Origin of the sequence: Pseudomonas sp. N040 (genome assembly GCF_015637705.1) — a bacterium.
Classification (GTDB): domain Bacteria; phylum Pseudomonadota; class Gammaproteobacteria; order Pseudomonadales; family Pseudomonadaceae; genus Aquipseudomonas.
The window spans coordinates 18,210-43,648 of sequence record NZ_JADOBE010000004.1; the positions used below are offsets into that span (position 1 = coordinate 18,210).

General features: G+C 64.2%; 17 protein-coding genes. 13 read left to right on the forward strand and 4 right to left on the reverse strand.

Annotated features, from left to right (window positions below):
* Window positions 1-130 precede the first annotated feature (130 nt).
* Window positions 131-1,051 carry a branched-chain amino acid transaminase gene (locus ISX93_RS07215; RefSeq protein ID WP_195778045.1) on the reverse strand — a complete coding sequence of 307 codons (921 nt, stop codon included), beginning with the start codon at window positions 1,049-1,051 and terminating at the stop codon, window positions 131-133.
* A gap of 116 nt (window positions 1,052-1,167) precedes the next feature.
* Window positions 1,168-4,101: a bifunctional [glutamate--ammonia ligase]-adenylyl-L-tyrosine phosphorylase/[glutamate--ammonia-ligase] adenylyltransferase gene (gene glnE / locus ISX93_RS07220; RefSeq protein WP_195778046.1), complete on the reverse strand. Its 2,934-nt coding sequence runs from the start codon at window positions 4,099-4,101 to the stop codon at window positions 1,168-1,170.
* A gap of 247 nt (window positions 4,102-4,348) precedes the next feature.
* On the opposite strand from glnE, the gene aceE reads away from it, so the two are divergent.
* The 5 genes from aceE to ISX93_RS07245 all read left to right on the forward strand — a co-directional run bounded on the left by aceE (window position 4,349) and on the right by ISX93_RS07245 (window position 10,640).
* Window positions 4,349-6,994 (forward strand): pyruvate dehydrogenase (acetyl-transferring), homodimeric type, encoded by a 2,646-nt coding sequence (aceE, locus tag ISX93_RS07225; protein WP_195778047.1) that lies wholly within the window; start codon window positions 4,349-4,351, stop codon window positions 6,992-6,994.
* Between the two features lie 155 nt (window positions 6,995-7,149).
* Window positions 7,150-8,775, forward strand: a complete 1,626-nt coding sequence (aceF, locus tag ISX93_RS07230) for a dihydrolipoyllysine-residue acetyltransferase (RefSeq protein WP_195778048.1) — start codon at window positions 7,150-7,152, stop codon at window positions 8,773-8,775.
* Between the two features lie 134 nt (window positions 8,776-8,909).
* Window positions 8,910-9,380 carry an RNA methyltransferase gene (locus tag ISX93_RS07235; RefSeq protein WP_195778049.1) on the forward strand — a complete coding sequence of 157 codons (471 nt, stop codon included), beginning with the start codon at window positions 8,910-8,912 and terminating at the stop codon, window positions 9,378-9,380.
* A gap of 35 nt (window positions 9,381-9,415) precedes the next feature.
* The gene (msrA, locus tag ISX93_RS07240; protein ID WP_195778050.1) at window positions 9,416-10,078 is read left to right on the forward strand and encodes a peptide-methionine (S)-S-oxide reductase MsrA; all 663 of its coding nucleotides are present in this window, start codon (window positions 9,416-9,418) and stop codon (window positions 10,076-10,078) included.
* Window positions 10,079-10,235: 157 nt separating this feature from the next.
* Complete coding sequence (locus ISX93_RS07245; protein WP_219841000.1) at window positions 10,236-10,640, forward strand: SRPBCC family protein; 405 nt, start codon at window positions 10,236-10,238, stop codon at window positions 10,638-10,640.
* Here ISX93_RS07245 and ISX93_RS07250 read toward each other — a convergent pair.
* Window positions 10,637-11,488, reverse strand: coding sequence for a 23S rRNA (adenine(2030)-N(6))-methyltransferase RlmJ (locus ISX93_RS07250; protein ID WP_195778051.1), 852 nt, complete (start codon window positions 11,486-11,488; stop codon window positions 10,637-10,639). The two genes, ISX93_RS07245 and ISX93_RS07250, sit on opposite strands and share 4 nt — an antisense overlap.
* Window positions 11,489-11,658: 170 nt before the next feature.
* Here ISX93_RS07250 and ISX93_RS07255 point away from each other — a divergent pair, with 170 nt between their 5' ends.
* The 8 genes from ISX93_RS07255 to ISX93_RS07290 all read left to right on the forward strand — a co-directional run bounded on the left by ISX93_RS07255 (window position 11,659) and on the right by ISX93_RS07290 (window position 24,549).
* Window positions 11,659-13,461, forward strand: coding sequence for an acyl-CoA dehydrogenase (locus ISX93_RS07255; RefSeq protein WP_195778052.1), 1,803 nt, complete (start codon window positions 11,659-11,661; stop codon window positions 13,459-13,461).
* A 743-nt stretch (window positions 13,462-14,204) separates the two neighbouring features.
* Window positions 14,205-15,947, forward strand: coding sequence for a potassium/proton antiporter (locus ISX93_RS07260; RefSeq protein ID WP_195778053.1), 1,743 nt, complete (start codon window positions 14,205-14,207; stop codon window positions 15,945-15,947).
* A gap of 82 nt (window positions 15,948-16,029) precedes the next feature.
* Window positions 16,030-19,356, forward strand: a complete 3,327-nt coding sequence (mscK, locus tag ISX93_RS07265) for a mechanosensitive channel MscK (protein ID WP_195778054.1) — start codon at window positions 16,030-16,032, stop codon at window positions 19,354-19,356.
* A 64-nt stretch (window positions 19,357-19,420) separates the two neighbouring features.
* Window positions 19,421-20,881 (forward strand): protein adenylyltransferase SelO, encoded by a 1,461-nt coding sequence (selO, locus tag ISX93_RS07270; RefSeq protein ID WP_195778055.1) that lies wholly within the window; start codon window positions 19,421-19,423, stop codon window positions 20,879-20,881.
* A 172-nt stretch (window positions 20,882-21,053) separates the two neighbouring features.
* Window positions 21,054-22,028 (forward strand): sulfite exporter TauE/SafE family protein, encoded by a 975-nt coding sequence (locus ISX93_RS07275; RefSeq protein WP_195778056.1) that lies wholly within the window; start codon window positions 21,054-21,056, stop codon window positions 22,026-22,028.
* A gap of 202 nt (window positions 22,029-22,230) precedes the next feature.
* A complete protein-coding gene (locus ISX93_RS07280) occupies window positions 22,231-23,508 on the forward strand; it encodes a bifunctional O-acetylhomoserine aminocarboxypropyltransferase/cysteine synthase (RefSeq protein WP_195778057.1) in 1,278 nt (425 codons plus the stop codon).
* Window positions 23,509-23,577: 69 nt separating this feature from the next.
* A complete protein-coding gene (gene trxC, locus ISX93_RS07285) occupies window positions 23,578-24,012 on the forward strand; it encodes a thioredoxin TrxC (RefSeq protein WP_195778058.1) in 435 nt (144 codons plus the stop codon).
* A gap of 93 nt (window positions 24,013-24,105) precedes the next feature.
* The gene (locus ISX93_RS07290) at window positions 24,106-24,549 is read left to right on the forward strand and encodes a YiiD C-terminal domain-containing protein (RefSeq protein WP_195778059.1); all 444 of its coding nucleotides are present in this window, start codon (window positions 24,106-24,108) and stop codon (window positions 24,547-24,549) included.
* A gap of 54 nt (window positions 24,550-24,603) precedes the next feature.
* On the opposite strand, the gene ISX93_RS07295 is transcribed toward ISX93_RS07290, so the two are convergent.
* Window positions 24,604-25,377: a ParA family protein gene (locus ISX93_RS07295; protein WP_195778060.1), complete on the reverse strand. Its 774-nt coding sequence runs from the start codon at window positions 25,375-25,377 to the stop codon at window positions 24,604-24,606.
* Between the last annotated feature and the right edge of the window lie 62 nt (window positions 25,378-25,439).

A 25,439-nucleotide genomic window follows, 5' to 3' on the forward strand; every position in this document is an offset into this window, starting at 1 on the left:
CTCCCGGTCATACCGCATTTTCATTCAATGGCCGGCTTGACGCAGTCTTCAGCCAACCAAACAGGATGGGTTGAGCGTAGCGATACCCATCAGCTTGCGGTGGGTTACGTCGCTTCGCGCCTGCCCCGCCCTACACCAGGGTCAGCCAGTCGGCATGCCCGGCGGCCTTGCCGGAGACCAGATCGAAGTAGGCCTTTTGCAGTTTCTCGGTGACCGGGCCGCGACGGCCGATACCGATCTGCCGCCCGTCGACTTCGCGGATCGGCGTGACTTCGGCGGCGGTACCGGTGAAGAACGCCTCGTCGGCGATGTACACCTCGTCACGGGTGATGCGCTTCTCCACCACCTTGATGCCCAGCTCGTCGGCCAGGGTGAGGATGGTGTTACGCGTGATGCCGTTCAGGCAGGAGGTCACTTCCGGGGTGTAGACCACGCCATTGCGCACCAGGAAGATGTTCTCGCCGGAGCCTTCGGCGACATAGCCCTCGGTGTCCAGCAGCATGGCTTCGTCAGCCCCGCCGGAGATGGCCTCCTGCAACGCCAGCATCGAGTTGATGTAGTTGCCGTTGGCCTTGGCGCGGGTCATCGAGATGTTCACGTGATGGCGGGTGAAGGAGCTGGTGCGCACCTTGATGCCCAGCTCCAGCGCCTCGTCGCCCATGTAGGCGCCCCAGTGCCAAGCCGCGACGATCACATGCACCTTCAGGCCGCTGGCACGCAGGCCCATGGCTTCGGATCCGTAGAACACCATCGGCCGCAGGTAGGCGCTTTCCAGGTTGTTTTCGCGCACCACCGCCCGCTGCGCCTGGTTCAGCTCGTCTTTGCCGAACGGCATCGACATGTTCATGATGTGCGCCGAGTCGAACAACCGGTCGGTATGCGCCTGCAGGCGGAAGATCGCCGTGCCCGACGGGGTGTTGTAGGCGCGCACGCCCTCGAACACGCCCATGCCGTAGTGCAGGGTGTGGGTCAGCACGTGGGTGGTGGCCTCGCGCCACGGCACCATTTCGCCGTCATACCAGATCACGCCATCACGATCGGCCATCGACATATCGGTCTGCTCCTTTTCAACTGTTCGTTTTCAATCAACGTGTAGGGTGGACGTCGCGCCGCGCGAACGTCCACCAGGCCGGCGGCGGCGGACAAGACCTGCGGTCGTTGCCCAGCCTACGCCAAACCCAATTCCCGCCAGATGCGCAACACCGTGTGGCGCTCGGCCGCCAGCTGCTCCGCGGGCACCTCGCCCGGCAGCTTCTGCAGTGCCTGGCGGTGTGCCACCGCGCGCAGGGCCTTGTAGGCTTCCTGCAGCAGGCCGACATCCTCCCGCGGCAATAATCCAAGGTCACGCAGCCCGTCGAGGATGCGGATATTGTCGGTGTAACGCAGCAATTCCGGGTACTGGTGCGACCAGGCCAAGGCCGCGTATTGCACCATAAATTCAATATCGACGATACCGCCGGCATCCTGCTTGAGATTGAAGGTCTGCCCCGCGGCGAACGCATTGTCCGCCGTGCCTGCGTTTGTTGCGCGGGTTCCCAGGTTGTCGCGCATCTTAGCGCGCATCTCGCTGACTTCGGCGCGCAACTGCGGCAGGTCGCGCTCACGCCCCAGCACGCGCCCGCGAATGGCCTCGAACGCGCGGGCGACCCGCGGACAGCCGACCAGCACCCGCGCGCGCACCAGCGCCTGATGCTCCCAGGTCCAGGCTTCGTTCTGCTGATAGCGCTCGAAGGCCGCCAGCGAACTGACCAGCAGACCGGAGGCGCCAGACGGGCGCAGGCGCATGTCCACTTCATACAGCTGGCCGGAATTGGTCTGGGTGGTCAGCAGGTGAATGATGCGCTGCCCCAGGCGGGCAAAGAACTGCGCGCCATCCACCGGCTTGGCGCCATCGGTTTCCGCCTGCGAATCGCCGTCATGGATGAACACCAGATCCAGATCGGAGCCGTGACCCAGCTCGATGCCGCCGACCTTGCCATAGCCGACGATGATGAAATCCGGATCGCACAGCGTGCCGTCGGTGCGCCGCGGCGTGCCGTGCCGGGCCACCGTCTGTCGCCAGGCCAGCGCCAGCACCTGCTCGAGGATCGCTTCGGCCAGCCAGGTCAGGTAATCGCTGACCTTCATCAGCGGCAGGGTGCCGGCGATCTCCGAGGCGGCCACGCGCAAGCGGTGGGCCAGCTTGAAGTGGCGCAGCGCCTCCATCTGCTGCTCCAGGTCATCCTCGGGAATCCGCATCAGGCGCTCGCGCAACTCCGCCGCCAGCTCCGGCGCCAGCGGCGGATTGAACAGCCGGCCCTCGTTGAGCAGTTCGTCGAGCAACAGCGGAAAGCGGGCGATCTGCTCGGAAATCCACGGGCTGGCCGCGCACAGGCTGATCAGGCGCTGCATGGCGCCGGGATTCTCGCCGAGCAATACCAGGTAGGCCGAGCGCCGGGCGACTTTCTCCACCAGCGGCATGACCCGCTCCAGCACCCGGTGCGGGAACTCGTGCTCCACCGCCTGCGCCAGCAGACGCGGCATGAAGGCATCCAGGCGCTCGCGGCCCATGCGCTGCATGGCGCGCACCTGCGGCCCGCGCTTGAGGTCGAGGATCAACTTGAACGCCGCCTCGGGCTCGGCAAAGCCGGCATCCTGCAACTGGCGCACGGCGCTTTCCGGCTCGACCGCCTCCTCCCACAGCGGCAACCACTCGGCCCCGGTCGCGCCGGCGACAGGTTCATTCTCATCCTCGTCGGGATCGGCAATGACCTGGCGGAAGTGCCAGTCGATACGCGCGCGCCAGTGCATCAACTGCTGGTGAAACTCGCCCCAGCCGGCATAGCCCAGCATGCTGGCCACGCGCGCCTGGTCCAGTTCATTGTCCGGCAGCATCTGCGTCTGGCGGTCATCGATGGCCTGCAGCGCATGCTCGGTGTAACGCAGGAACTCGTAGCCCTGCTGCAGCTCCTGCACCGCTGCCGCCGGCAGGTAGCCCTGCCCCTCGAGCGTCCGCAGCACCCCGGGCAGCGAGCGCTGCTGCAGGCTCAGGTCGCGCCCGCCATGAATCAGCTGGAACACCTGGGCGATGAATTCCACTTCACGGATACCGCCAGCACCGAGCTTGATGTTCTCGGCCATGCCCTTGCGCCGGACCTCCTGCTGAATCAGCTGCTTCATGCCGCGCAGCGCTTCGATTGCCGAGAAGTCCAGGTAGCGCCGATAGACGAACGGCCGCAGCATTTCCAGCAGGCGCGCCCCGGCCTGCTGGTCACCGCCAACCACCCGCGCCTTGATCATCGCGTAGCGCTCCCAGTCACGCCCCTGATCCTGGTAATACTGCTCCAGCGCATTGAAACTCAGCGCCAGCGCACCGGCCGAGCCGTACGGGCGCAGGCGCATGTCGGTGCGGAACACGAAACCGTCGACGGTGATCGCATCCAGCGCCTTGATCAGGCGCTGGCCGAGGCGAATGAAAAACTCCTGATTGTCCAGCGAGCGCTTGACCCCCTCAGTCTCACCGCCTTCCGGGTAGCCGAAGATCAGGTCGATATCCGACGACAGGTTGAGCTCGAGGGCGCCGAGCTTGCCCATGCCGAGAATCACCATGTGCTGCGGCTCGCCACTGCGCCGGCCAATCGGCGTGCCGAACTGGGCGGCATGCTGCCGGTAGATCCACTGATAGGCCAGATCGATGCAGGCATCCGCCATGTCCGACAGATCGCGGCAGGTTTCCACCAGTGCCGCCTGGCGCGTCAGGTCACGCCAGATGATGCGCAGCTGCTGGCTGTTGCGAAAGCGCCGCAAGCGCCGCCCGAGCTCGTCTTCGTCGGCGCAGCCGGCCAGGCGTTCCTCGAGCAGCGCGCGCAGCTCCCCGTGCGCCAATGGCCGCTGCAACAGGCCGCTGGTCAGCAGCTCGCGCAGCAGCTGCGGATCGCGCTGCGCCTGCCCGGCGACAAAGTCGCTCAGCGCCGCGACGCGCCGAAACGCCTCAGCCCACCCGGCCGGCCAGTCCTGGCTGCCGATACCCTGCTCGGCCATGGCCGCAAGCAGGCCCTGTTCGGCACGCCCGGCGCAGGCCTGCAGAAGCGCGGGAAGGGGTGACAGCAGAGGCAAACTCATGGTCTATCCTTGGAAATCAATGACTGACAGAAGCCTTGCGCGGCAGCAACCGGACCCGGCCGTCACGCGCAAGATTTTATGTAGTTTTGCTACAAAAAGTGTGTCTCAAGAGCGCCTGAACGCGTTAATATGTAGCAAAACTACAGGCCGGCAACCCCGGTTGTAGCCGAACCCACTGCCGCCACCCACCCCGGTGGCGAGCAAACTGGCGACCGATTCTGGAAGCCTTTGAGCCCTGGAGCAAGCCATGCAAGACCTCGATCCCGTCGAAACCCAGGAATGGCTGGACGCCCTCGAGTCGGTTCTCGACAAGGAAGGCGAAGACCGCGCCCACTACCTGCTGACCCGCATGGGCGAGCTGGCCACGCGCACCGGTACCCAGTTGCCCTATGCGATCACCACGCCGTACCGCAACAGCATTCCGGTCGGCCACGAGGCGCGCATGCCTGGCGACCTGTTCATGGAGCGGAGGATCAGGTCCCTGGTGCGCTGGAACGCGCTGGCAATGGTGATGCGCACCAACCTGAAAGACCCGGACCTGGGCGGGCACATCTCCAGCTTCGCCTCCAGCGCCACCTTGTACGACATCGGCTTCAACTATTTCTTTCAGGCGCCGACCGAGGAACATGGCGGCGACCTGATCTATTTCCAGGGCCACGCCTCGCCCGGCGTCTATGCCCGTGCCTTTCTCGAGGGGCGGATCAGCGAGGAGCAGCTGAACAACTTCCGCCAGGAGGTCGATGGCAAAGGCCTGTCGTCCTACCCGCACCCGTGGCTGATGCCGGACTTCTGGCAGTTCCCCACCGTCTCCATGGGCCTCGGCCCGATCCAGGCGATCTACCAGGCGCGCTTCATGAAGTACCTGGAACACCGCGGCTTCATCCCTGCCGGCAAGCAGAAGGTCTGGTGTTTCATGGGCGACGGCGAGTCTGACGAGCCGGAATCCCTCGGCGCCATCGCCCTGGCCGGGCGCGAGCAGCTGGACAACCTGATCTTCGTGGTCAACTGCAACCTGCAGCGCCTCGACGGCCCGGTGCGCGGCAACGGCAAGATCATCCAGGAGCTGGAAGGCGTGTTCCGCGGGGCCGGCTGGAACGTCAACAAGGTGGTCTGGGGTCGCTACTGGGACCCGCTGTTCGCCAAGGACCATGCCGGCCTGCTGCAGCAGCGCATGGACGAAGTGGTCGATGGCGACTACCAGAACTACAAGGCCAAGGACGGTGCCTTCGTGCGTGAGCACTTCTTCAACAGCCCCGAACTCAAGGCGATGGTCGCGGACCTCTCCGACCAGGAAATCTGGAACCTCAACCGCGGCGGCCACGACCCCTACAAGGTCTACGCGGCCTACCACCAGGCGGTCAACCACAAGGGCCAGCCCACCGTGGTGCTGGCCAAGACCATCAAGGGCTACGGCACCGGCGCCGGTGAAGCGAAGAACACCGCGCACAACACCAAGAAGGTCGACGTGGAAAGCCTGCAGAAATTCCGCGACCGCTTCGACATTCCAATCAATGATGCCGAGCTGGAAAACCTGCCGTTCTACAAACCGGCCGCCGACAGCGCCGAAGCCCGCTACCTGCATGCCCGTCGCGATGCCCTCGGTGGTTTTGTGCCGCAACGGCGCAGCCGCAGCATCAGCATCCCGACCCCACCGCTGGAAACTCTCAAGGCCATCCTCGACGGCAGCGGCGACCGCGAAATCTCCACCACCATGGCCTTCGTGCGCATCCTCGCGCAGCTGGTCAAGGACAAGGATCTTGGCCAGCGCATCGTGCCGATCATTCCCGACGAGGCGCGCACCTTCGGCATGGAAGGCATGTTCCGCCAGCTCGGCATCTACTCCTCGGTCGGCCAGCTGTACGAGCCGGTGGATAAAGATCAGGTGATGTTCTACCGCGAGGACAAGAAGGGCCAGATCCTCGAGGAAGGCATCAACGAGGCCGGCGCCATGTCCTCGTTCATCGCCGCCGGCACCGCCTACAGCAACCACAACCAGCCAATGCTGCCGTTTTACGTGTTCTATTCGATGTTCGGCTTCCAGCGCATCGGCGACCTGGCCTGGGCTGCCGGCGACAGCCGCACCCGCGGCTTCCTGATCGGCGGCACCGCCGGGCGCACCACCCTGAATGGCGAAGGCCTGCAGCACGAGGACGGTCACAGCCACATCCTCGCCAGCACCATCCCCAACTGCCGCACCTACGACCCGACCTACGGCTACGAGCTGGCGGTGATCATCCGCGAAGGCATCCGCCAGATGGCCGAGGAACAGCAGAACGTGTTCTTCTACCTCACGGTAATGAACGAGGCCTACCTGCAGCCGGCCATGCCCAAGGGCGTCGAAGCCGGCATCATCAAGGGCATGTACCTGCTCGAGGCGGACAAGCGCAAGGCCAGCCACCACGTGCAGCTGCTCGGCAGTGGCACCATCCTGCGCGAAGTGCGCGCGGCGGCGCAGATCCTCCGCGAGGAGTTCGATGTCAGCGCCGACGTGTGGAGCGTCACCAGCTTCAACGAGTTGCGCCGCGACGGCCTCGCCGTCGAGCGCTGGAACCGCCTGAACCCGGCGAAGAAGCCGCGCACCAGCTATGTCGAGCAGTGCCTGGCCGGGCGCAATGGTCCGGTAGTGGCCAGTACCGACTACATGAAGCTGTTTGCCGACCAGATCCGTCAGTGGGTCCCCAGCAAGGAATACAAGGTGCTCGGCACCGACGGTTTCGGCCGCAGCGACAGCCGCGCCAAGCTGCGCCACTTCTTCGAGGTGGACCGCCACTTCATCGTCATCGCCGCTCTCGAGGCCCTGGCCGCGCGTGGCGAGATCAAACCCAAGGTGATCTCCGATGCGATCAAGCGCTTCGGCCTGGATCCGGAAAAAGCCAACCCGCTGGATTGCTGAGTCATGAAAATGGCACCGGTACTTACCCTCCGGCCAGCAATAGGCCTTAGCTGTAGCGGAGCGTTTTTTGTAGGGTGGGCTTCAGCCCGCCAGTACCAGCGCAGGTCGTTGCGGTGGGCTCAAGCCCACCCTACGTTTTGCCAAGGAGATGGATTGTGAGTGAGTTGATTCGCGTACCCGATATCGGCAACGGCGAAGGTGAAGTGATCGAGCTGCTGGTCAAGGTCGGTGATCGCATCGAGGCCGACCAGAGCCTGCTGACCCTGGAGTCGGACAAGGCCAGCATGGAAATCCCCGCGCCGCGCGCCGGCGTGATCACCGCCCTGCACGTAAAGCTCGGCGACAAACTGAAGACCGGCGACGACCTGCTGGAGCTGGAAGTGGCGGGCGACGCCGCCACCGTGCCCGCCAGCGCAGCACCACCCGCGCCGCCCGCAGCGGCTGCCGCCGTCCCGGCACCAGCGCCGGCAGCCGCCCCGGCAACCGCCAACGCGGCGCCACAGGACATCGCCGTGCCGGACATCGGCTCCTCGTCCAAGGCCAAGATCATCGAGCTGCTGGTCAAGGTCGGTGACACGGTGACAGAGGATCAGTCGCTGCTGGTGCTGGAGTCAGACAAGGCCAGCATGGAAATTCCCTCGCCGGCCGCCGGGGTGGTCAGCGCACTGTACGTCAAGCTGGACGACGAAGTCGGCACCGGCGACCTGATCCTGCAACTGCAGGGCAGCACCCCGGCCGCCAGCGCAGCGGTTGCACCGCCTGCGGCCGAGCAGGCTGTCGCAGCCCCCGCCACCGCTCCCGCGCCAGCGGCCAGCGCGCCCATGCCGGCAGCCACAGCCGCCGCGGCCAGCGCGCCAGCCAGCACTGGCAAAGTCCACGCTGGCCCTGCTGTACGCCAGTTGGCCCGCGAACTGGGTGCCGACCTTGCGGCGGTAACCGCGAGTGGACCGCATGGCCGCATCCTCAAAGAAGACGTGCAGCTGTTCGTCAAACAGCAGCTGCAAAAAGCCAAACAGACATCCGGCACTGGCGCCACTGGCGGCGCAGGCATCCCGCCGATTCCGGAAGTGGATTTCAGCAAGTTCGGCGAAGTCGAAGAAGTGGCGATGACCCGCCTGATGCAGGTCGGCGCCGCCAACCTGCACCGCAGCTGGCTCAACGTGCCGCACGTGACGCAGTTCGACAATGCCGACATCAGCGAACTGGAAGCCTTCCGCAACGCGCAGAAAGCCGTGGCCGAAAAAGCCGGGGTGAAGCTCACCGTGCTGCCATTCCTGCTCAAGGCCTGCGCGCACCTGCTGCGCGAGCTGCCGGATTTCAACAGCTCGCTGGCGCCATCGGGCAAGGCGCTGATCCGCAAGAAATACGTACACATCGGTTTTGCCGTGGACACCCCGGACGGGCTGCTGGTGCCGGTGCTACGCGACGTCGACCAGAAGAGCCTGCTGCAACTGGCCGCCGAAGCCGCCGAGCTGGCGGAGAAAGCGCGCACCAAGAAGCTCTCGCCGGATGCCATGCAAGGCGCCTGCTTCACCATTTCCAGCTTGGGCCATATCGGCGGCACCGGCTTCACGCCGATCGTCAACGCGCCGGAAGTAGCGATTCTCGGTGTCAGCAAAGCCAGCATGCAGCCGGTATGGGACGGCAAGGCGTTCCAGCCACGCCTGCTGCTGCCGCTGTCGCTGTCCTACGACCACCGGGTGATCAACGGCGCCGCCGCGGCACGCTTCACCAAGCGCCTCGGCGATGTACTGGCGGATATCCGTACGCTGTTGCTGTAGCCGGCAGGGTGGAAAACGCCGCTGGCGGCTTTTCCACCGGCACATTGGTGGATAAGGCCTGTGACCGTTATCCACACCCTACCCGGCGCGACTATGGGTTAATCTGCGCGCACCGCAACGCACGAGCTTCTCCCATGGCAAACCGCCGCTACAGCTGCATCGGCCTGTTCAACCCCAAGTCCCCGGAAAACGTTGGCGCGGTGATGCGCGCCGCCGGCTGCTACGGGGTCAATTCGGTGTTCTATACCGGCAAGCGTTATGCCCGCGCCCAAGATTTCGTCACCGACACCAAGAAAGTCCATCAGGACATCCCGCTGATCGGCGTGGATGATCTGGAGCAGATCATCCCCTTGGGCTGCACCCCGGTGGCGGTGGAGATGGTCGAAGGCGCCCGCGACCTGACCACCTTCACCCACCCGGACCGCGCCATCTATATCTTCGGCCCGGAAGACGGCTCGCTGGACAAGAAGGTCCTGGCCTGGTGCGAAGAGGTCATTTACATTCCCACCAACGGCTGCATGAACCTTGCGGCGACCGTCAATGTGGTGCTCTATGACCGCCTGGCCAAGGGCCTCAACACCCGCTCCGGCCCGCAATTTGGCTGACCGCCAGACCCGCTGCATTGCCGAGGTATCCCGTCATGGTCCTGCGCTCGCAAATCCTTGCCCACAAACTGCAACTGCCGACCGCCGAACAGGCCTTGCCCGGCCGCGCCACGCCACTGCCGGTGCCGGCCGCGCACCTGGTCAACGGGCATGCCCTGCAACCACCCTTTCCAGCTGGCCTGCAGCAGGCCATTTTCGCCCTCGGCTGCTTCTGGGGCGCCGAGCGGTGCTTCTGGCAGCAGCCGGGGGTGTGGAGCACCGCGGTCGGCTATGCCGGTGGCTTCACCCCGAATCCGACCTACGAGGAAGTCTGCTCCGGGCTTACCGGCCACACCGAAGTGGTTCTGGTGGTGTTTGATCCCCAACTGACCAGCTATGCAGCCCTGCTCAAGGTCTTCTGGGAGGCGCACAACCCGACCCAGGGCATGCGCCAGGGCAACGACAGCGGCACCCAGTACCGCTCGGCGATCTACTGCTGCGATGCCGGACAACTGGCCGCCGCCCAAGCCAGCAAGGCACAGTTCGAACAGGCCCTGGAGGACGCCGGCTTCGGCCCGATCACCACGGAAATCGGCATGGCGCCGCCCTTCTACTACGCCGAGGGCTACCACCAGCAGTACCTGGCCAAAAACCCCGGCGGCTATTGCGGCCTCGGCGGCACCGGCGTCTGCCTGCCGCCTGAGCCGACCCTGCCGTAACAGACCGTTGAAAAACGTCGGCGAGGCAGCCGAGACAAGGCGAAAACAGGCGAGAAAGCGCAGTTTACGAGTGGTAAATGAGCATTTCGAGCCTGTTTTCAACGCAGTATCGGCAACGCAGGTAGTTTTTCAACGGTCTGGCAAAGGAGACCCGGCCATGCATGCACCCACCGAAGTCCGCCACCTGAGCCAGACCATCGCCTGCCCGCTGCAACGCGCCTACGCCCATCTCTGCGTGCCGGAACATTTCTGCCAGTGGGCCTCGGGCCTGGCCAGCGGCTTGGAACAAGTCGATGGCCAGTGGTTCGCCAGCACGCCACAGGGGCGCCTGCGCATCGAGTTCAGCCCGGCCAACAGCTACGGCGTACTCGATCACTGGGTGCATGTCGCCCCCGGCCACAGCGTTTATGTGCCGCTGCGTCTGCTGGCCAATGGCGACGGTAGCGAGCTGATTCTCAGCCTGTTCCGCCAGCCGGGCATGAGCGACCAGCAGTTCGAGGCAGATGCACAGTGGGTGCAGCGCGACCTGCAGGCCGCCCGGCAACTGCTGGAATCGCTCTAGGAGCCTGTCGGCTTTTCCTCGATCAGCCAGTCCAGCCGCCAGTCACCCGCGCTCTGCGCCAGCGCCTGTGCCAGCCAGGGCAGCAGGCTGCGCAGTTCATCCTCCAGACCCCACGGCGGGTTGGCGATCACCAGCCCGGAGCCACTCAGGCGCGTGGCGTCATCCGCCGGGTGAACCAGCAGCTCAACGCGCAGCAACTTGGGCGCACTGCTGCCGGTCAACTGGTTATAGAAGCGCTTGAGCTGGCGCGCATCCTTGATCGGATACCAGATCACCACGATTGCCTGACGCATCCGGCCAATCGCTTCATTGAGTGCCTTGACGCAACGCTCCAGCTCATCGGCCTGCTCGAACGGCGGGTCGATCAGCAGCACCGCGCGCTTTTCCCGTGTCGGCATTAGAGCCCGCGGTACATGCCAACCTTCGCCCAGATGCACCGCCACCCGGTGATCGAAGTGCATGTTTTCTTTGAGCAACTGGCCGTCTTGCGGATGCTTCTCGTTGCAGTGCAGGCGGTCCTGCGCGCGGCTCAGCTGGCGCGCCAGCTCCGGTGAACCGGGGTAATAGCGCAACTGCCCATCCGGATTCAGCTCGTGGATCACCCGCAGGTAGTCGGCGCACACTTGCGGCACAACTGACGCCTGCCAGAGGCGGGCGATACCCTGCAGGAACTCGCCGGTGCGGCTGGCCTGGTCGGCAGCGAGGTCATACAGCCCGACACCGGCGTGGCTGTCCAGATAGGCATAGGGCGCATCCTTTTTCGCCAACAGGGCAAAAATCCGCGACAGGGTCAGGTGCTTGAGCACATCGGCATGGTTGCCGGCGTGAAAGGCGTGGCGGTAATTCATCGAAGGTTCCTCGCTAGGCCGCGAATTCTATCAGCCCGGCCGCCAGCGGGCTTGCATTGCCGCAGCCAGGCGCACTTTGGCCGCTTTATCACGCACATGGATGAAGCTGGGCGTGCGCCCGGCAGCGGCCTAAGCTGGCCGCCATCGTTCATCCAACCGAGGCGCACCCCATGGCCGAACAACTGCTCAGCTCCCGTAACCTGGCCTTCGAACTCTATGAAGTGCTCGATGCGCAGGCCCTGACCCAGCGCGAGCGTTTCGCCGAACACAGCCGCGAAACTTTCGACGCCGCCATCGGCACCGCGCGCAGCATCGCCGAGGAACTGTTCGCCCCGCACAACCGCAAGAACGACGAACACGAACCGCAGTATGTGGACGGCGCCGCCGTGCTGATCCCCGAAATCAAGCCGGCGCTGGAAGCCTTTATCGAGGCCGGCTTCCTCAACGCCACCCGTGATTTCGAGGTCGGCGGCATGCAGCTGCCCAACCTGCTGTCGCAGGCCTGCTTCGCCCACTTCCAGTCGGCCAACATCGCCACCAGCTCCTACTCAATGCTGACCATGGGCGCCAGCAACCTGATCGAGAGCTTCGGCAGCGCCGAGCAGAAGGCGCGCTTCCTGCAGCCGATGATCGACGGCCGCTTCTACGGCACCATGGCGCTGACCGAGCCGCACGCCGGCTCCTCGCTGTCCGATGTGCGCACCAAGGCCGAACCGCATGCCGACGGCAGCTACCGGCTCAAGGGCAACAAGATCTTCATCTCCGGCGGCGACCAGCCGATCTCCGAGAACATCGTGCACATGGTGCTGGCCCGCCTGCCCGATGCGCCACCCGGGGTGAAGGGCATCAGCCTGTTTATCGTGCCGAAGTTTCTGGTCAACGACGATGGCTCGCTCGGCGCACGCAACGACGTGATTCTCGCCGGTCTGTTCCACAAGATGGGCTGGCGCGGCACCACCTCCACCGCCTTGAACTTCGGTGACAAGGGCGAGTGCGTCGGTTATCTGGTGGGCAAACCGCATGCGGGCCTGAGCTACATGTTCCAGATGATGAACGAAGCGCGCATCGGCGTCGGCATGGGCGCCACCATGCTCGGCTACGCCGGCTACCTGTACTCCCTCGACTACGCCCGCCAGCGCCCGCAGGGCCGTCAGCCGGATGGCAAGGACCCGACCAGCCCGCAGATCGCCATCATCGAGCACACCGATGTGCGGCGCATGCTGCTGACGCAGAAAGCCTACGTCGAGGGCGCCTTCGACCTCGGCCTGTATGCCGCGCGGCTGTTCGACGACACCCATAGCCTACCGACCGAGGAAGAGCGCAAGACCGCGCTGGAACTGCTCGACCTGCTGACGCCGATCGTCAAATCCTGGCCTTCGGAGTTCTGCCTCAAGGCCAACGAACTGGCCATCCAGATCCTCGGCGGTCACGGCTACACCCGCGAATACCCGGTGGAGCAGTACTACCGCGACAACCGGCTGAACCCGATCCACGAAGGCACCCACGGCATCCAGTCGCTCGACCTGCTTGGACGCAAGGTGTCAATGAACAACGGCGCCGCACTCAAGCAGCTGACCCGCCTGATCCACGCCACCTGCCAGCGTGCCTCTGGCTACGAAGCGCTGGACGCCCTGCGCCTGCCGCTGGAGCAGCATGTGGCGCGCCTGCATCAGGTCACCCTGGCCCTGCTCGGCGACCTGATGCAGGGCAAGGTCAATCAGGGCCTGGCCAACTCCGCGCTGTACCTCAAGGTCTTCGGCCATGCGGTGATCGGCTGGCGCTGGCTGGAGCAGGCGATCCGCGCCACTCAGGGGCTGCAGCAGGGCAACGCGGCTGATAGCGATTTCTACCGCGGCAAGCTGCAGGCGGCGCGCTGGTTCCTGACCTGGGAAGTGCCCGGCTGCCAGCATGAGCTGAACCTGCTGGAAGCGCGGGATGACACTTGTCTGGGGATGCAGGAGGGGTGGTTCTGAGACTGACGATGTAAAGCTTGCCGTGCCAACAGTGTTGGAGCATCTTCCCTTGTTCGATAGCTTTGGGTTGCGCCCCCCCCTCGGGCGCCTCACTTTTCTTTGCTTGTGCAAAGAAAAGTAAGCAAAAGAAACACCCCCCTGCATACGGGTCTCGCTGCGCTCGACTTCCCTCGCGCCGGCGTTGCTCCGCAGGCACGCTCCGAAGGACCATCCATGGTCCATCGGAGCTTTCTCGGCGTCCTGCCTCGAAACCTGCTGCGCAACACTTCTGCTCGGCCTCCTGACGGGGACGGTCCGACTACCGAAGCCGAGCATTTCCAACGAATCGGCGCCTGACGTGCACGGACTGACAGTCCCGTCAGGAGGGTGAGCGGAGTCGGTGTGGAGGGGGTTGAGTCGCATGGATGCGACGAAAGCTGCGCTGGGCCATGGACGGCCCATCGCAGCGGGCCCCTGGAGCGCCGATGGAGCGAACGAACCCGAAATGCAGCGAAGCGAAATGAAGGGCCGAATGCCGGGGGCGCTTTCTCTTTGCTTACGTTCTCTTTGCGCAAACAAAGAGAAAGTGAGGCGCCGTGCAAGGCGCAACCGGTAGATCGGGCCACGGAATGCGCAACGCGTTGACACCAGCACACACCAGCCAACACCTTCTTTGACACCCCGCCAAAGCCCCGGGTTAGAATCCCGGCATGCACCCTGCATGATGGAAGCATCCTCCCGCGCCCCTCACCGGAGTAACCCCCTTGGACGCCAGCAGCATCAACAGCCTGTTCCTGATCGGTGCACTGCTGGTGAGCCTGAGCATCCTGGTGAGCAATTTCGGCTCGCGTTTCGGCATCCCGATCCTGGTGATTTTCCTCGGCGTGGGCATGCTCGCCGGCGAGGACGGGCTGGGCAAGATTGCCTTCGATGACTACTCCACCGCCTACCTGATCGGCAACCTGGCGCTGGCCATCATCCTGCTGGATGGCGGGATGCGCACCCGGGTCGCCAGTTTTCGCGTGGCGCTGTGGCCGTCGCTGTCGCTGGCGACCTTCGGCGTGCTGCTGACCGCCGGGCTGACCGGCGTCGCGGCTGCCTGGCTGTTCCAGCTGAGCCTGCTGGAAGGCCTGCTGGTTGGCGCCATTGTCGGCTCCACCGATGCCGCCGCGGTGTTCAGCCTGCTCGGCGGCCGCGGCCTGAACGAACGGGTCAGCGCCACCCTGGAAATCGAGTCCGGCAGCAATGACCCGATGGCGGTGTTCCTCACCGTGACCCTGATCAGCATCATCAGCCACGGTGAAGCACTCAGCTGGGCGCTACCGCTGGAGCTCTTGCGCAATTTCAGCATTGGTGCCGCCATCGGCTTGGGCGGCGGCTGGTTGTTACTGCAGGTGATCAACCGCCTGCAACTGGCCAATGGCCTGTATCCGCTATTGGTGGTCAGTGGCGGGCTGCTGCTGTTTGCCATCACCAACTGGCTGGACGGCAGCGGCATCCTGGCGATTTATTTGTGCGGGCTGGTGCTGGGTAACCGGCCAATCCGTTCGCGGCACGGCATTCTGCACATGCTGGATGGGCTGACCTGGCTGGCGCAGATTGGCATGTTCCTGGTCCTCGGCCTGCTGGTCACCCCGCATGAACTGTTGCCGATTGCTTTGCCGGCGCTCGGGCTGGCAATGTGGATGATCCTGTTTGCCCGGCCGCTTTCCGTGTTTCTCGGGTTGATGCCGTTTCGCGCCTTCCATGATCGCGAAAAAGCCTTCATTGCCTGGGTCGGATTACGCGGTGCGGTGCCGATCATTCTCGCGGTGTTCCCGCTGATGGCCGGACTGGAAAATGCCCAGCTGTTCTTCAATCTGGCGTTCTTTATCGTGCTGGTGTCGTTGCTGCTACAAGGCGCCAGCCTGCCCTGGGCGGCCAAGCTGCTGAAGGTCATAGTGCCGCCGGACCCGGCGCCAATCTCGCGGGCCGGCCTGGAGATCCATCCGACCAGCGAATGGGAGCTGTTCATCTACCGCCTGGGGGCCGAAAAATGGTGCATCGGCGCGCCCCTGCGCGCCCTGAAAATGCCTGCCGGCACGCGGGTCGCCGCGCTGTTCCGCGGCAGCGAACTGTTGCACCCGTCGGGCAGTACCACCCTGCAGGCAGCCGACATCCTCTGCGTGGTCGGCCATGAACATGACCTGCCGGCACTCGGCAAGCTGTTCAGCCAGGCCCCGCAACGCGGGCTCGACCTGCGCTTCTTCGGCGACTTCGTGCTGGAAGCGGATGCCGAACTTTCTGCGGTGGCGGCACTCTATGGTCTGCAACTGGGGCAGATCGACGGCCGCATGGCCCTGGGCCGCTTCATCGCCCATGAAATCGGCGGCCAGCCGGTAGTCGGCGACCAGGTCGAATGGAATGGCCTGACCTGGACCGTAGCCGTGATGGACAACAACAAGGTGCGCAAGGTCGGCGTCAAATTCCCCGAAGGCGAACGCCCGGGCCCCGCCTTGTTCCTCTAGACTGAACCGCGGGTAGCGTCTTGCGCCAGCCCGGCAACCCTCTTCCATCGCCAGCGAGTTTTTACACATCACCATGCCTTTTATGCGCTATGTCCTGCTCGTCGCCCTGCTCGGGCTCAGCCTGAATACCCTCGCCCAGCCCGAGAACCCACTGCCGAGCATCGAGGAGATCCAGCAGAGCCTGGACGGCCTGGCCGACCGCAAGCTGCCGGAAGCCGAGCACAAAGCCCTGCAAGCGATACTGCAAGGCACCCTGCAGAACCTCGAGGAGATCGCGGCCACCCGGCAGGAACTGCTCGACCTGCAGCACCAGGTCAAGACCGCCCCGCAAGTCATCAAGCAATCGCAGGCCGAGTTGATCCGCCTGGGCGCGCAACCGGAAACCGCGGAGGTGCAGCGCTATGCGAAATACAACCTGCTGCAGCTGGAAGGGCTGCTGGCCGATCGCAGCGAGGAACTCGGGAAAACCCAGAAAGCCCTCAGCGATGCCAACAGCATTTACATCAATGCCCAGTCGCGCCCGGAGCGGGCACAAAGCGACGTCAGCCGGATCCTCCTGCGCAGCCAGAAAATCAATGCGGCACTGACCACCGGCAAGGACAACGGCAAGCCGCTGAGCAAGGAAGTCCGCGTCCAGCTGGAAAGCGAGAAGCGCCTGCTGGAAGATCAAGCCAGCCTGCTCAAGGAGCAAATGGCGGCCAATGACATCCTGCTGGACCTGGGCACGGCCCTGCGCGACCTGCAGCTGCTGCGCGCCAGCCAACTGGACAGGGAAATGCTCGAACTGCAGGGCCTGATCAGCGAAAAGCGCCGGGCGCTTTCGGAGCGGGATATCGAGAAGTTTGCCATCGAGGCCGAGAACGCCTCCCCGGACAGCCTGCTGGCCAGGGAGAACCAGGCCAACCTGAAGCTCAGCCAGGCCATGCTCGAGGCGACTGACCAGCTCAACCTGCTGAACCGGCGCAACCTCGAGGTTTCCCAGCAGCTGGACAACGTCAAGCAAGCGAAGAAGTCGCTGGACGAGAACATCAGTGTGCTGCGCGGCAGCCTGCTGCTGGCGAAGATCCTCTACCACCAGAAAAAGTCCCTGGAAGACATCCGCATCGACCGCGGCCTGGCTGACCAGATTGCCGACATTCGCTTGCGCCAGTTCGAAATCAGCCAGCAGCGCGAGCAACTCGCCAACCCGCAGCAGTACCTGCAGCAGTTGCTGAGCAAGTCGCCGGGCGAGTCGGCCAGCCCGCAGATGCTGGCCGACCTGGAGCAGCAGGTAAAAACCCGCTACGACTTGCTCGAGCGCTACGGCCGCGAGTTGAATGCCCTGCTCAACGCCTCGATGACCCTGCAACTCTCGCAAACCTACCTGCTGAGCAGCAGTACCGAATTGCGCGATACCCTGGAAGAACAGATGTTCTGGGTGCCGAGCAACAAGCACCTGACCTTCAAGGGCACACTGCAGCTGCCGGAAAACATGCTGCGACAGCTCCGCAACTTCCCCCTCGGCAAGGGCATCAGCGAGTTCAGCAATGCCCTCACGGCCAAGCCGTGGATCTTCATTCCCGTGCTGCTGCTGGTGCTGCTGCTGGTCTGGCAACGCAATGCGCTGAAGCACAAGCTGTCGTCGCTGAACAAGGACATCGGCCACTTCAAGCGCGACAGCCAGTTGCACACGCCCCTGGCATTGCTGCTCAACCTGCTGCTGGCCCTGCCGGTCACCCTGCTGCTGCTGCTCGCCGGCTTCGCCCTGCAACTGGATGCCCAGGGCCAGAACCTCTACCTGGCCGATGCGATGTACGAAATGGCCCAGGCCTGGCTGGTGCTGTACACCGCCTACTGCCTGCTGCGCCCGGATGGCGTGGCCGAACGGCACTTTCACTGGCCGCGCGACGTTACTTTCTCGCTGTTCAGCCAGATGCGCGCACTCGGCATGCTGATCATGCCGTTGCTGGCGATTGCCACCGTAGCCGAGCACCAGCCCGAATACCTGAGCCAGGACAGCTTCGGCATGTTGCTGGTGATGGTCGGCTTCATCCTGCTGACCCTGCTGCTCGGCCGGCTGCTGCTCACCGGCCCGGCCCGCGAGCATGCCTCCTCGCTGCGCCTGGCCCTGGGCGGCGCCCTGACCCTGCTGCCATTGGCCCTGGTGATCGCCATCGGGCTGGGCTACTACTACACGGCGCTCAAGCTGACCGACCGGCTGATCGACACCCTTTACGTGGTGCTGATCTGGATCGTGCTGGAAGCCGTGATGGTACGCGGGCTGGCGGTCGCCGCCAGGCGCCTGGCCTACCAGCGTGCGGCTACCAAGCGCGAGCAGATGGCCAAGGAAGGCAGTGAAGGCGGCGAATTCATCGAAGAACCCAAACTCGATATCGAGCAGGTCAACGAACAGTCGCTGCGCCTGATGCGCCTGGCGCTCACCGGCCTGCTGGTGGTTAGCCTGTACTGGGTGTGGGCCGACCTGCTCAGCGTGTTCAGCTACCTGGACAATTTCACCCTCTATGAATACAGCAGTGGCAGCGGTGCCACCGCCAGCATGGTGCCGCTGAGCCTCGGCGACCTGATCGGTGCACTGCTGATCGTGGCCATCACCATCGCCCTGGCCAGCAACCTGCCGGGCCTGCTGGAGGTCCTGGTGCTGTCGCGCCTGCAACTGGCCCAGGGGTCAGCGTATGCCGTCACCACGCTGCTCTCCTATGCCATCGTCGGCATCGGCTCGGTGACCACCCTGTCAGTGCTCGGGGTCAGCTGGGACAAGCTGCAATGGCTGGTGGCCGCCCTCTCGCTGGGCATCGGCTTCGGCATGCAGGAGATCTTCGCCAACTTCATTTCCGGCCTGATCATCCTGTTCGAGCGGCCGGTGCGGATCGGCGACACCGTCACCATCGGCCCGCTGTCCGGCACGGTCAGCCGCATCCAGATCCGCGCGACGACCATCACCGACTTCGATCGCAAGGAAATCATCGTGCCGAACAAGTCGTTCATCACCGACCAGCTGATCAACTGGTCGCTGACCGATACGGTAACGCGCATCGTGCTGACCATCGGCCTGGCCTATGAAACCGACCTGGCACTGGCGCGCAAGCTGATCATGCAGGCCCTGCACGGCAACAGCCGGGTGTTGCGTGACCCCGAGCCGCAGGCGTTCTTCGTCAACATCGGCGCCAGCACCTTCAACTTCGATGTGCGCTTCCATGTGCGCGAACTGGTTGATCGCCTGCCCGCCACCGACGAGGTGCTGACGGCGATCGCCATGAGCTTCCGCGAGCACCACATCGACATGGCCTTCAACCAGATGGACGTCTATGTGAAGAACCTGCAGGGCCGCGAGGCCGCCCTGGAAAGGGTGCAACTGAATCCGCCCAGCAGCGGGCGCGCGGATGTCGAAGCGGCAGCGGACGGCGAATAGTCCGCGGGGCTGGACGCATTACAGCAATCCCGAGGAAAATACTCGGGATTGCCGGAGAATTGCCTTGAAGCCGCTGACTGAACTGACATTCGATAACCGCTACGCCCGCCTCGGCGATGCGTTCTCCACGCCGGTCCTGCCCGAACCGATTGCCGAGCCGCGACTGGTCATCGCCAGCCCGGCCGCCATGGCTCTGCTGGATCTGGACCCGGCGGAAGCCGACAACCCGCTGTTCGCCCAGCTGTTTTCCGGACACAAGCTGTGGAGCACCGCCGAACCGCGTGCCATGGTCTATTCCGGGCACCAGTTCGGCCAGTACAACCCGCAACTCGGCGATGGCCGCGGCCTGCTGCTCGGCGAAGTGGTGAATGCCGCCGGCGAATACTGGGACCTGCACCTGAAAGGCGCCGGGCAAACGCCCTACTCGCGTTCGGGCGACGGGCGCGCGGTGCTGCGCAGCTCGATCCGCGAATTTCTCGCCAGCGAATACCTGTATGCCCTGGGTATCCCGACCTCGCGCGCGCTGTGTGTGACCGCCTCGAGCACACCGGTCTGGCGCGAGAAACAGGAGCGCGCAGCCATGCTGCTGCGCCTGGCCCCCAGCCATGTGCGCTTCGGTCACTTCGAGTACTTTTTTTATACCCGCCAGCATGAACAGCTGAAGACCCTGCTTGACCACGTCGTCCACTGCCATTTCCCCGAATGCCTGGCGGATGCCGAGCCGTACGCCGCCTTTTTCCGCACGGTGGTCGAGCGCAATGCCGAGCTGATCGCCAGATGGCAGGCCTATGGTTTCTGTCATGGGGTGATGAACAGCGACAACATGTCGATTCTCGGCATCACCTTCGACTTCGGCCCCTATGCCTTTCTCGACGATTTCGATGCCCAGCACATCTGCAACCACTCCGACGACAGCGGGCGTTACAGCTACAGCAACCAGGTCCCGATCGCCCAGTGGAATCTGGCCGCGCTCGGCCAGGCGTTGACGCCGCTGGTAGCCGTCGAGCAATTGCGCGAAGCCCTCGGCCGGTTCCTGCCGCTATACCAGGCGCACTACCTCGACCTGCTGCGCCGGCGCCTCGGCTTCAGCACCGCGGAGGAGCAGGACCAGGCGCTGGTCGAGCGCCTGTTGCAGCTGATGCAGGGCAGCGCAGTGGATTACCCGAGGTTTTTCCGCCAACTGGGCGAGCTGGCCGCGGAACCGGCCTTGCGCCTGCTGCGCGAGGAATTCGTCGACCTCGCCGGTTTCGACCAATGGAGCGCCGACTACTGTGCGCGCTGTCACCGCGAAGGCGCCGACCAGCCGGCACGGCGCGCGCGCATGCACGCCGTCAATCCGCTGTATGTGCTGCGCAACTACCTGGCGCAGCAGGTGATCGAAGCCGCCGAGCAGGGCGACTATGCGCCGGTGCGCGAACTGCATGCCGTGCTCAGCCAGCCGTTCACCGCGCAACCCGGGCACGAGCGCTATGCCGAACGCCCGCCGCAGTGGGGCAAGCACCTGGAAATCAGCTGTTCGTCTTGAGTCGCCCCTGAACAAAGCAGGCCATCTCCCCCCTGCCAGAGAGATGGAACCCGGCTGGTATAAGTTTATTGTTATATCAAAATGCAAATTAATTCTTTTAAAGAATATTCGGGAGTGATTATCTTCCCACCACCAGGTTCAATCCAGACCCTTCGCTTGCAAGGCCGCCCTCATGAAAATCCGCAACCTCGACCTGAGCCAGAACCCGATCAATTCGGAACACTCTCAACTGGGTATTCCGCCTATCGAGGAAAGCATCTCTCATCCCGGGAATCATCCGATCCTGCGCGCCGCAGTCTGGTTTGCAGCGCTTACGCTGATATTGCTTCTGGGCATTCTCGCCTGGCGGTTGTTCTTTGGAGACAACCAACTCAGCGGCCTGGAGATCATTGAGCAGACTCTGCACAACCCGGTTTTCTGGAGCGCACTGGCTGTTGGTTTTCTGGCACAGGCGATCGACGGCGCACTGGGTATGGCCTATGGCATTACCGCTACCACCTTTCTTCTCAGCACTGGCGCATCACCCGCAGCCGCCAGTGCCAGCGTGCACATCGCCGAGGTATTCACCACCGGCATGTCGGGCATTTCCCATGCAAAGCTCGGCAACGTCAAGAAATCACTGTTTTTGCGCCTGCTGCTGCCCGGGATCATCGGTGCGGTATTAGGCGCAGTGCTCATCACCCAGTTTGACGGCAAAGTGCTCAAGCCATTCATTTCTGCCTACTTGCTGCTGATGGGCCTGTACATCCTGAGCAAGGCCTATCGCCATGTGGTCAAGCGCAAGGCGCCCAGGCACATAGCAAAACTGGCACTGTTCGGCGGCTTTGTTGATGCGGCTGGAGGCGGTGGCTGGGGGCCTGTCGTCACCAGCAGCCTGATCGGCTCGGGCAGTGATCCGCGCACCACGATTGGCTCGGTCAATTTCGCCGAATTCTTTCTCACCATTGCCAGTGCAACCTCGTTCATCCTGCTGGCCGGGGAGCCCAACACCTGGACGCTGGTCGCCGGCCTGGTGCTTGGCGGCTTGTTCGCCGCACCTTTCGCGGCCCTGCTGTGCAAAAACCTGTCCGCCAGGACGCTGCTCACCATGGTCGGTTGCCTGATTACCTTCATCAGTGCCTACAACCTCTACACGGCGCTGGGTTGAGGGGGCCGGGCAGCTTGCAAAAACAACTCCGTTAGCGATCCGCAACAAGGCCAGCACCAGCAGAGCCTGTCGCATTACGCAGACAAGGAGCAGAAGTCGTGGGGATACCCATTTGGCCACGCAACTCTTTGTCCCGGAGCATTGACCGCCAGCGATCCGTTTCCCATGATGGGGAAACATGCACGCATCAAGGAACACACCGATGAAACTGGAAACCCTGGCCATCCACGCCGGCTACAGCCCCGACCCGACCACCAAGGCGGTGGCCGTGCCGATCTACCAGACCACCTCCTACGCCTTCGACGACACCCAGCACGGCGCCGACCTGTTCGACCTGAAGGTCGCCGGCAATATCTACACGCGGATCATGAACCCGACCAACGATGTGCTGGAGAAACGCGTGGCGGCCCTGGAAGGCGGTGTCGGTGCGCTGGCGGTAGCCTCCGGCATGGCCGCCATCACCTACGCCATCCAGACCATCGCCGAGGTCGGCGACAACATCGTCTCGGTGGCCAAGCTGTATGGCGGCACCTACAACCTGTTCGCGCATACCCTGCCACGCATGGGGATCCAGGCACGCTTCGCCGCGCATGACGACATCGCCGCCCTGGAAGCCCTGATCGACGAGCGCACCAAGGCCGTGTTCTGCGAGTCGATCGGCAATCCGGCCGGCAACATCATCGACCTCCAGGCCCTGGCCGAGGCCGCCCACCGCCATGGCGTGCCGCTGATCGTCGACAACACCGTGGCCACCCCGGTGCTGTGCCGTCCGTTCGAGCACGGCGCCGACATCGTGGTGCACTCGCTGACCAAGTACATGGGCGGCCACGGCACCAGCATCGGCGGCATCGTGGTCGACTCCGGCAACTTTCCCTGGACACAGCACAAGGAGCGCTTCGCCCTGCTCAATACCCCGGATGTGTCCTACCACGGCGTGACCTACACCGAGGCCTTCGGCCCGGCTGCGTTCATCGGCCGCTGCCGGGTGGTGCCACTGCGCAACATGGGCGCGGCGCTCTCGCCATTCAACGCCTTCCTGATCCTGCAAGGCTTGGAAACCCTGGCGCTGCGCATGGAGCGGCATTGCGCGAATGCCCTGCAAGTCGCCCAGTTCCTCCAGCGCCACCCGCAGGTGGCCTGGGTCAAATACGCCGGCCTGCCCGACCACCCCGAGCACCAACTGGCCCAGCGCTTCTGCAGCGGCCAGCCGGCCGGCATTCTCTCCTTCGGAATCCAGGGCGGCCAGGAAGCCGGCGCGCGCTTCATCGACGCCCTGCAACTGGTGGTGCGCCTGGTGAATATCGGCGATGCCAAGTCGCTGGCCTGCCATCCTGCCTCGACAACCCATCGCCAACTGAATGACGAGGAGCTGGAGAAAGCCGGAGTTCCGCGCGACATGGTGCGCCTGTCGGTCGGCATCGAGCATATCGATGACATCCTCGCCGACCTGGGCCAGGCGCTGGCCGCGGCCAACGCCTGAGCCGAACGGTGCACTTGATATTCGCCACGGCGGCTCCAGATAGGGAGCAAGCCCTGCTGGAGCCGCCCGATGAGCGACGCATTACTGATTCCCTGCCCGCATTGCAACGGCTTGAGCCGTATCCCCGCCGCGCGCCTGCGCGATGCCCCGCACTGCGGGCGCTGTAAACAGGCGCTGCTGCCGGACACGCCATTTGCGCTAAGCCAGGCCAGTTTCGCCAGCCAGCTCAAGGGCGACCTGCCGCTGCTGCTGGATGTCTGGGCCGACTGGTGCGGCCCCTGTCGCGCCTTCGCCCCGACCTTCGCCCAGGCGGCCCGCCAGCTCCGCGGGCGCTGCCGACTAGGCAAGCTGGACAGCGAAGCCAATCCGCAACTGTCAACCCAGCTCGGCATCCGCTCGATCCCGAGCCTGATCCTGTTTCGCCAGGGCCGTGAAGTTGCCCGCCAGAGCGGCGCCCTGGCCCTGCCGCAATTGCTCGCCTGGTTGCAGCAACAGGGCGTCTGAGCTGTTCGGTCAATCCGCAGGGAGCGTCACGGTCATAGGCTGGCGCGCGTCCAGCCCTTAGCCTGCAGGCAGTCAATCCCGTGGAGAACCCGCATGTCCATGCCCAGCGAACTGGTACGCCAGCTCACCGAAGAACAGATCGCCTTCGTCCAGCGCAGCGGGCTCAAGGCCGAAGTCGCCGAACCGGGCTTCGTACGCCTGCGCATGCCGCTGGCCGGCAACCAGAACCACATCGGCAGCATGTACGCCGGGGCGCTGTTCACCCTGGCGGAAATCCCCGGCGGGGCGCTGTTCATGACCAGTTTCGACGTGCAACGCTTCTATCCGATCGTCAAGGAAATGAACCTGCGCTTTCGCCGGCCAGCCACCGGCGACATCCTGGTCGAGGCACGCCTGCCTGCCGAGCAGATCGCCGAGATCAGCGCCCGGGCGCTGGCCGAGGGCAAGGCCGACTATCGCCTGGAACTGGAGTTGAAGGATGCCGGCGGGGAAGTGGTGGCGGTCAGCCAGGGGCTGTACCAGATGCGCCGGCGCTGAGCCTGCGGCAGCGGACGCCCCGGCGCAGTACCGGGGCGGGGGCGGGTTGTACGGCTAGTTGCCCGACTCGAGCAGGCGGTGCAGTTCGACGAACTGCTGGGTCAGCTTGTGCCGCGGATCCAGGTGGATCAGCGGCATGCACGCCTGGTGTGACTCGCGCATGCGTACCGAACTCATCAGGTTCACCGGCAGCACTGGCAGGCCTTCCTCGCTCAGTTCGTCGAGCAACTGCTGTGGCAGGGAGGCGCGCGGCTGGAACTGGTTGACCACGATGCCCTCGACTTGCAGGTCCTCGTTGTGGTCGTCGCGCAGTTCTTCGATTTCCGCCAGCAGGCCATACAGCGCCTGGCGCGAGAAACTGTCGCAGTCGAACGGGATCAGCACACGATCGGCAGCTATCAGCGCGGAGACGGTATAGAAGTTCAGCGCCGGCGGGGTATCCATGTAGATGCGGTCGTAGTCACCGGCCAGGTCCTCCAGCAACTTAGCCAGCTTGTTGATCTTGTGCTTGGCCTCCAGCTTGGGCTGCAGGTCGGCCAGTTCGGCCGTGGCGGTAATCACATGCAGGTTGTCAAACGGCGTTTCATAGATGTCGACCTTGCCCTTCTTGCTGAACGCGCCGGACGACAGCGTCTGCTTGAAGAACTCGGCGATGCCGATCGGGATGTCGGCGCCCGTCAGGCCGGTCAGGTAATGCGTCGAGTTGGCCTGGGAGTCCAGGTCGATCAGCAGGGTCCGGTAGCCCTCTGCCGCGCTGACTGCCGCGAGGTTGCAGGCGATGCTCGACTTGCCGACACCCCCTTTCTGATTGAACACTACACGCCGCATCGGTCATTCCCCCACATCATTAATTCCAAGAAATCCAGCGCACCGCCGCCAACTGACGCGGT

Excerpts from the sequence above, each read along its gene's own strand:
- ISX93_RS07215 (WP_195778045.1), bottom strand. The coding sequence starts at position 1,051 with ATGTCGATGGCCGATCGTGATGGCGTGATCTGGTATGACGGCGAAATG.
- glnE (WP_195778046.1), bottom strand. The coding sequence starts at position 4,101 with ATGAGTTTGCCTCTGCTGTCACCCCTTCCCGCGCTTCTGCAGGCCTGC.
- aceE (WP_195778047.1), top strand. The coding sequence starts at position 4,349 with ATGCAAGACCTCGATCCCGTCGAAACCCAGGAATGGCTGGACGCCCTC.
- ISX93_RS07235 (WP_195778049.1), top strand. The coding sequence starts at position 8,910 with ATGGCAAACCGCCGCTACAGCTGCATCGGCCTGTTCAACCCCAAGTCC.
- msrA (WP_195778050.1), top strand. The coding sequence starts at position 9,416 with ATGGTCCTGCGCTCGCAAATCCTTGCCCACAAACTGCAACTGCCGACC.
- ISX93_RS07245 (WP_219841000.1), top strand. The coding sequence starts at position 10,236 with ATGCATGCACCCACCGAAGTCCGCCACCTGAGCCAGACCATCGCCTGC.
- ISX93_RS07250 (WP_195778051.1), bottom strand. The coding sequence starts at position 11,488 with ATGAATTACCGCCACGCCTTTCACGCCGGCAACCATGCCGATGTGCTC.
- ISX93_RS07255 (WP_195778052.1), top strand. The coding sequence starts at position 11,659 with ATGGCCGAACAACTGCTCAGCTCCCGTAACCTGGCCTTCGAACTCTAT.
- mscK (WP_195778054.1), top strand. The coding sequence starts at position 16,030 with ATGCGCTATGTCCTGCTCGTCGCCCTGCTCGGGCTCAGCCTGAATACC.
- ISX93_RS07275 (WP_195778056.1), top strand. The coding sequence starts at position 21,054 with ATGAAAATCCGCAACCTCGACCTGAGCCAGAACCCGATCAATTCGGAA.
- ISX93_RS07280 (WP_195778057.1), top strand. The coding sequence starts at position 22,231 with ATGAAACTGGAAACCCTGGCCATCCACGCCGGCTACAGCCCCGACCCG.
- trxC (WP_195778058.1), top strand. The coding sequence starts at position 23,578 with ATGAGCGACGCATTACTGATTCCCTGCCCGCATTGCAACGGCTTGAGC.
- ISX93_RS07290 (WP_195778059.1), top strand. The coding sequence starts at position 24,106 with ATGTCCATGCCCAGCGAACTGGTACGCCAGCTCACCGAAGAACAGATC.
- ISX93_RS07295 (WP_195778060.1), bottom strand. The coding sequence starts at position 25,377 with ATGCGGCGTGTAGTGTTCAATCAGAAAGGGGGTGTCGGCAAGTCGAGC.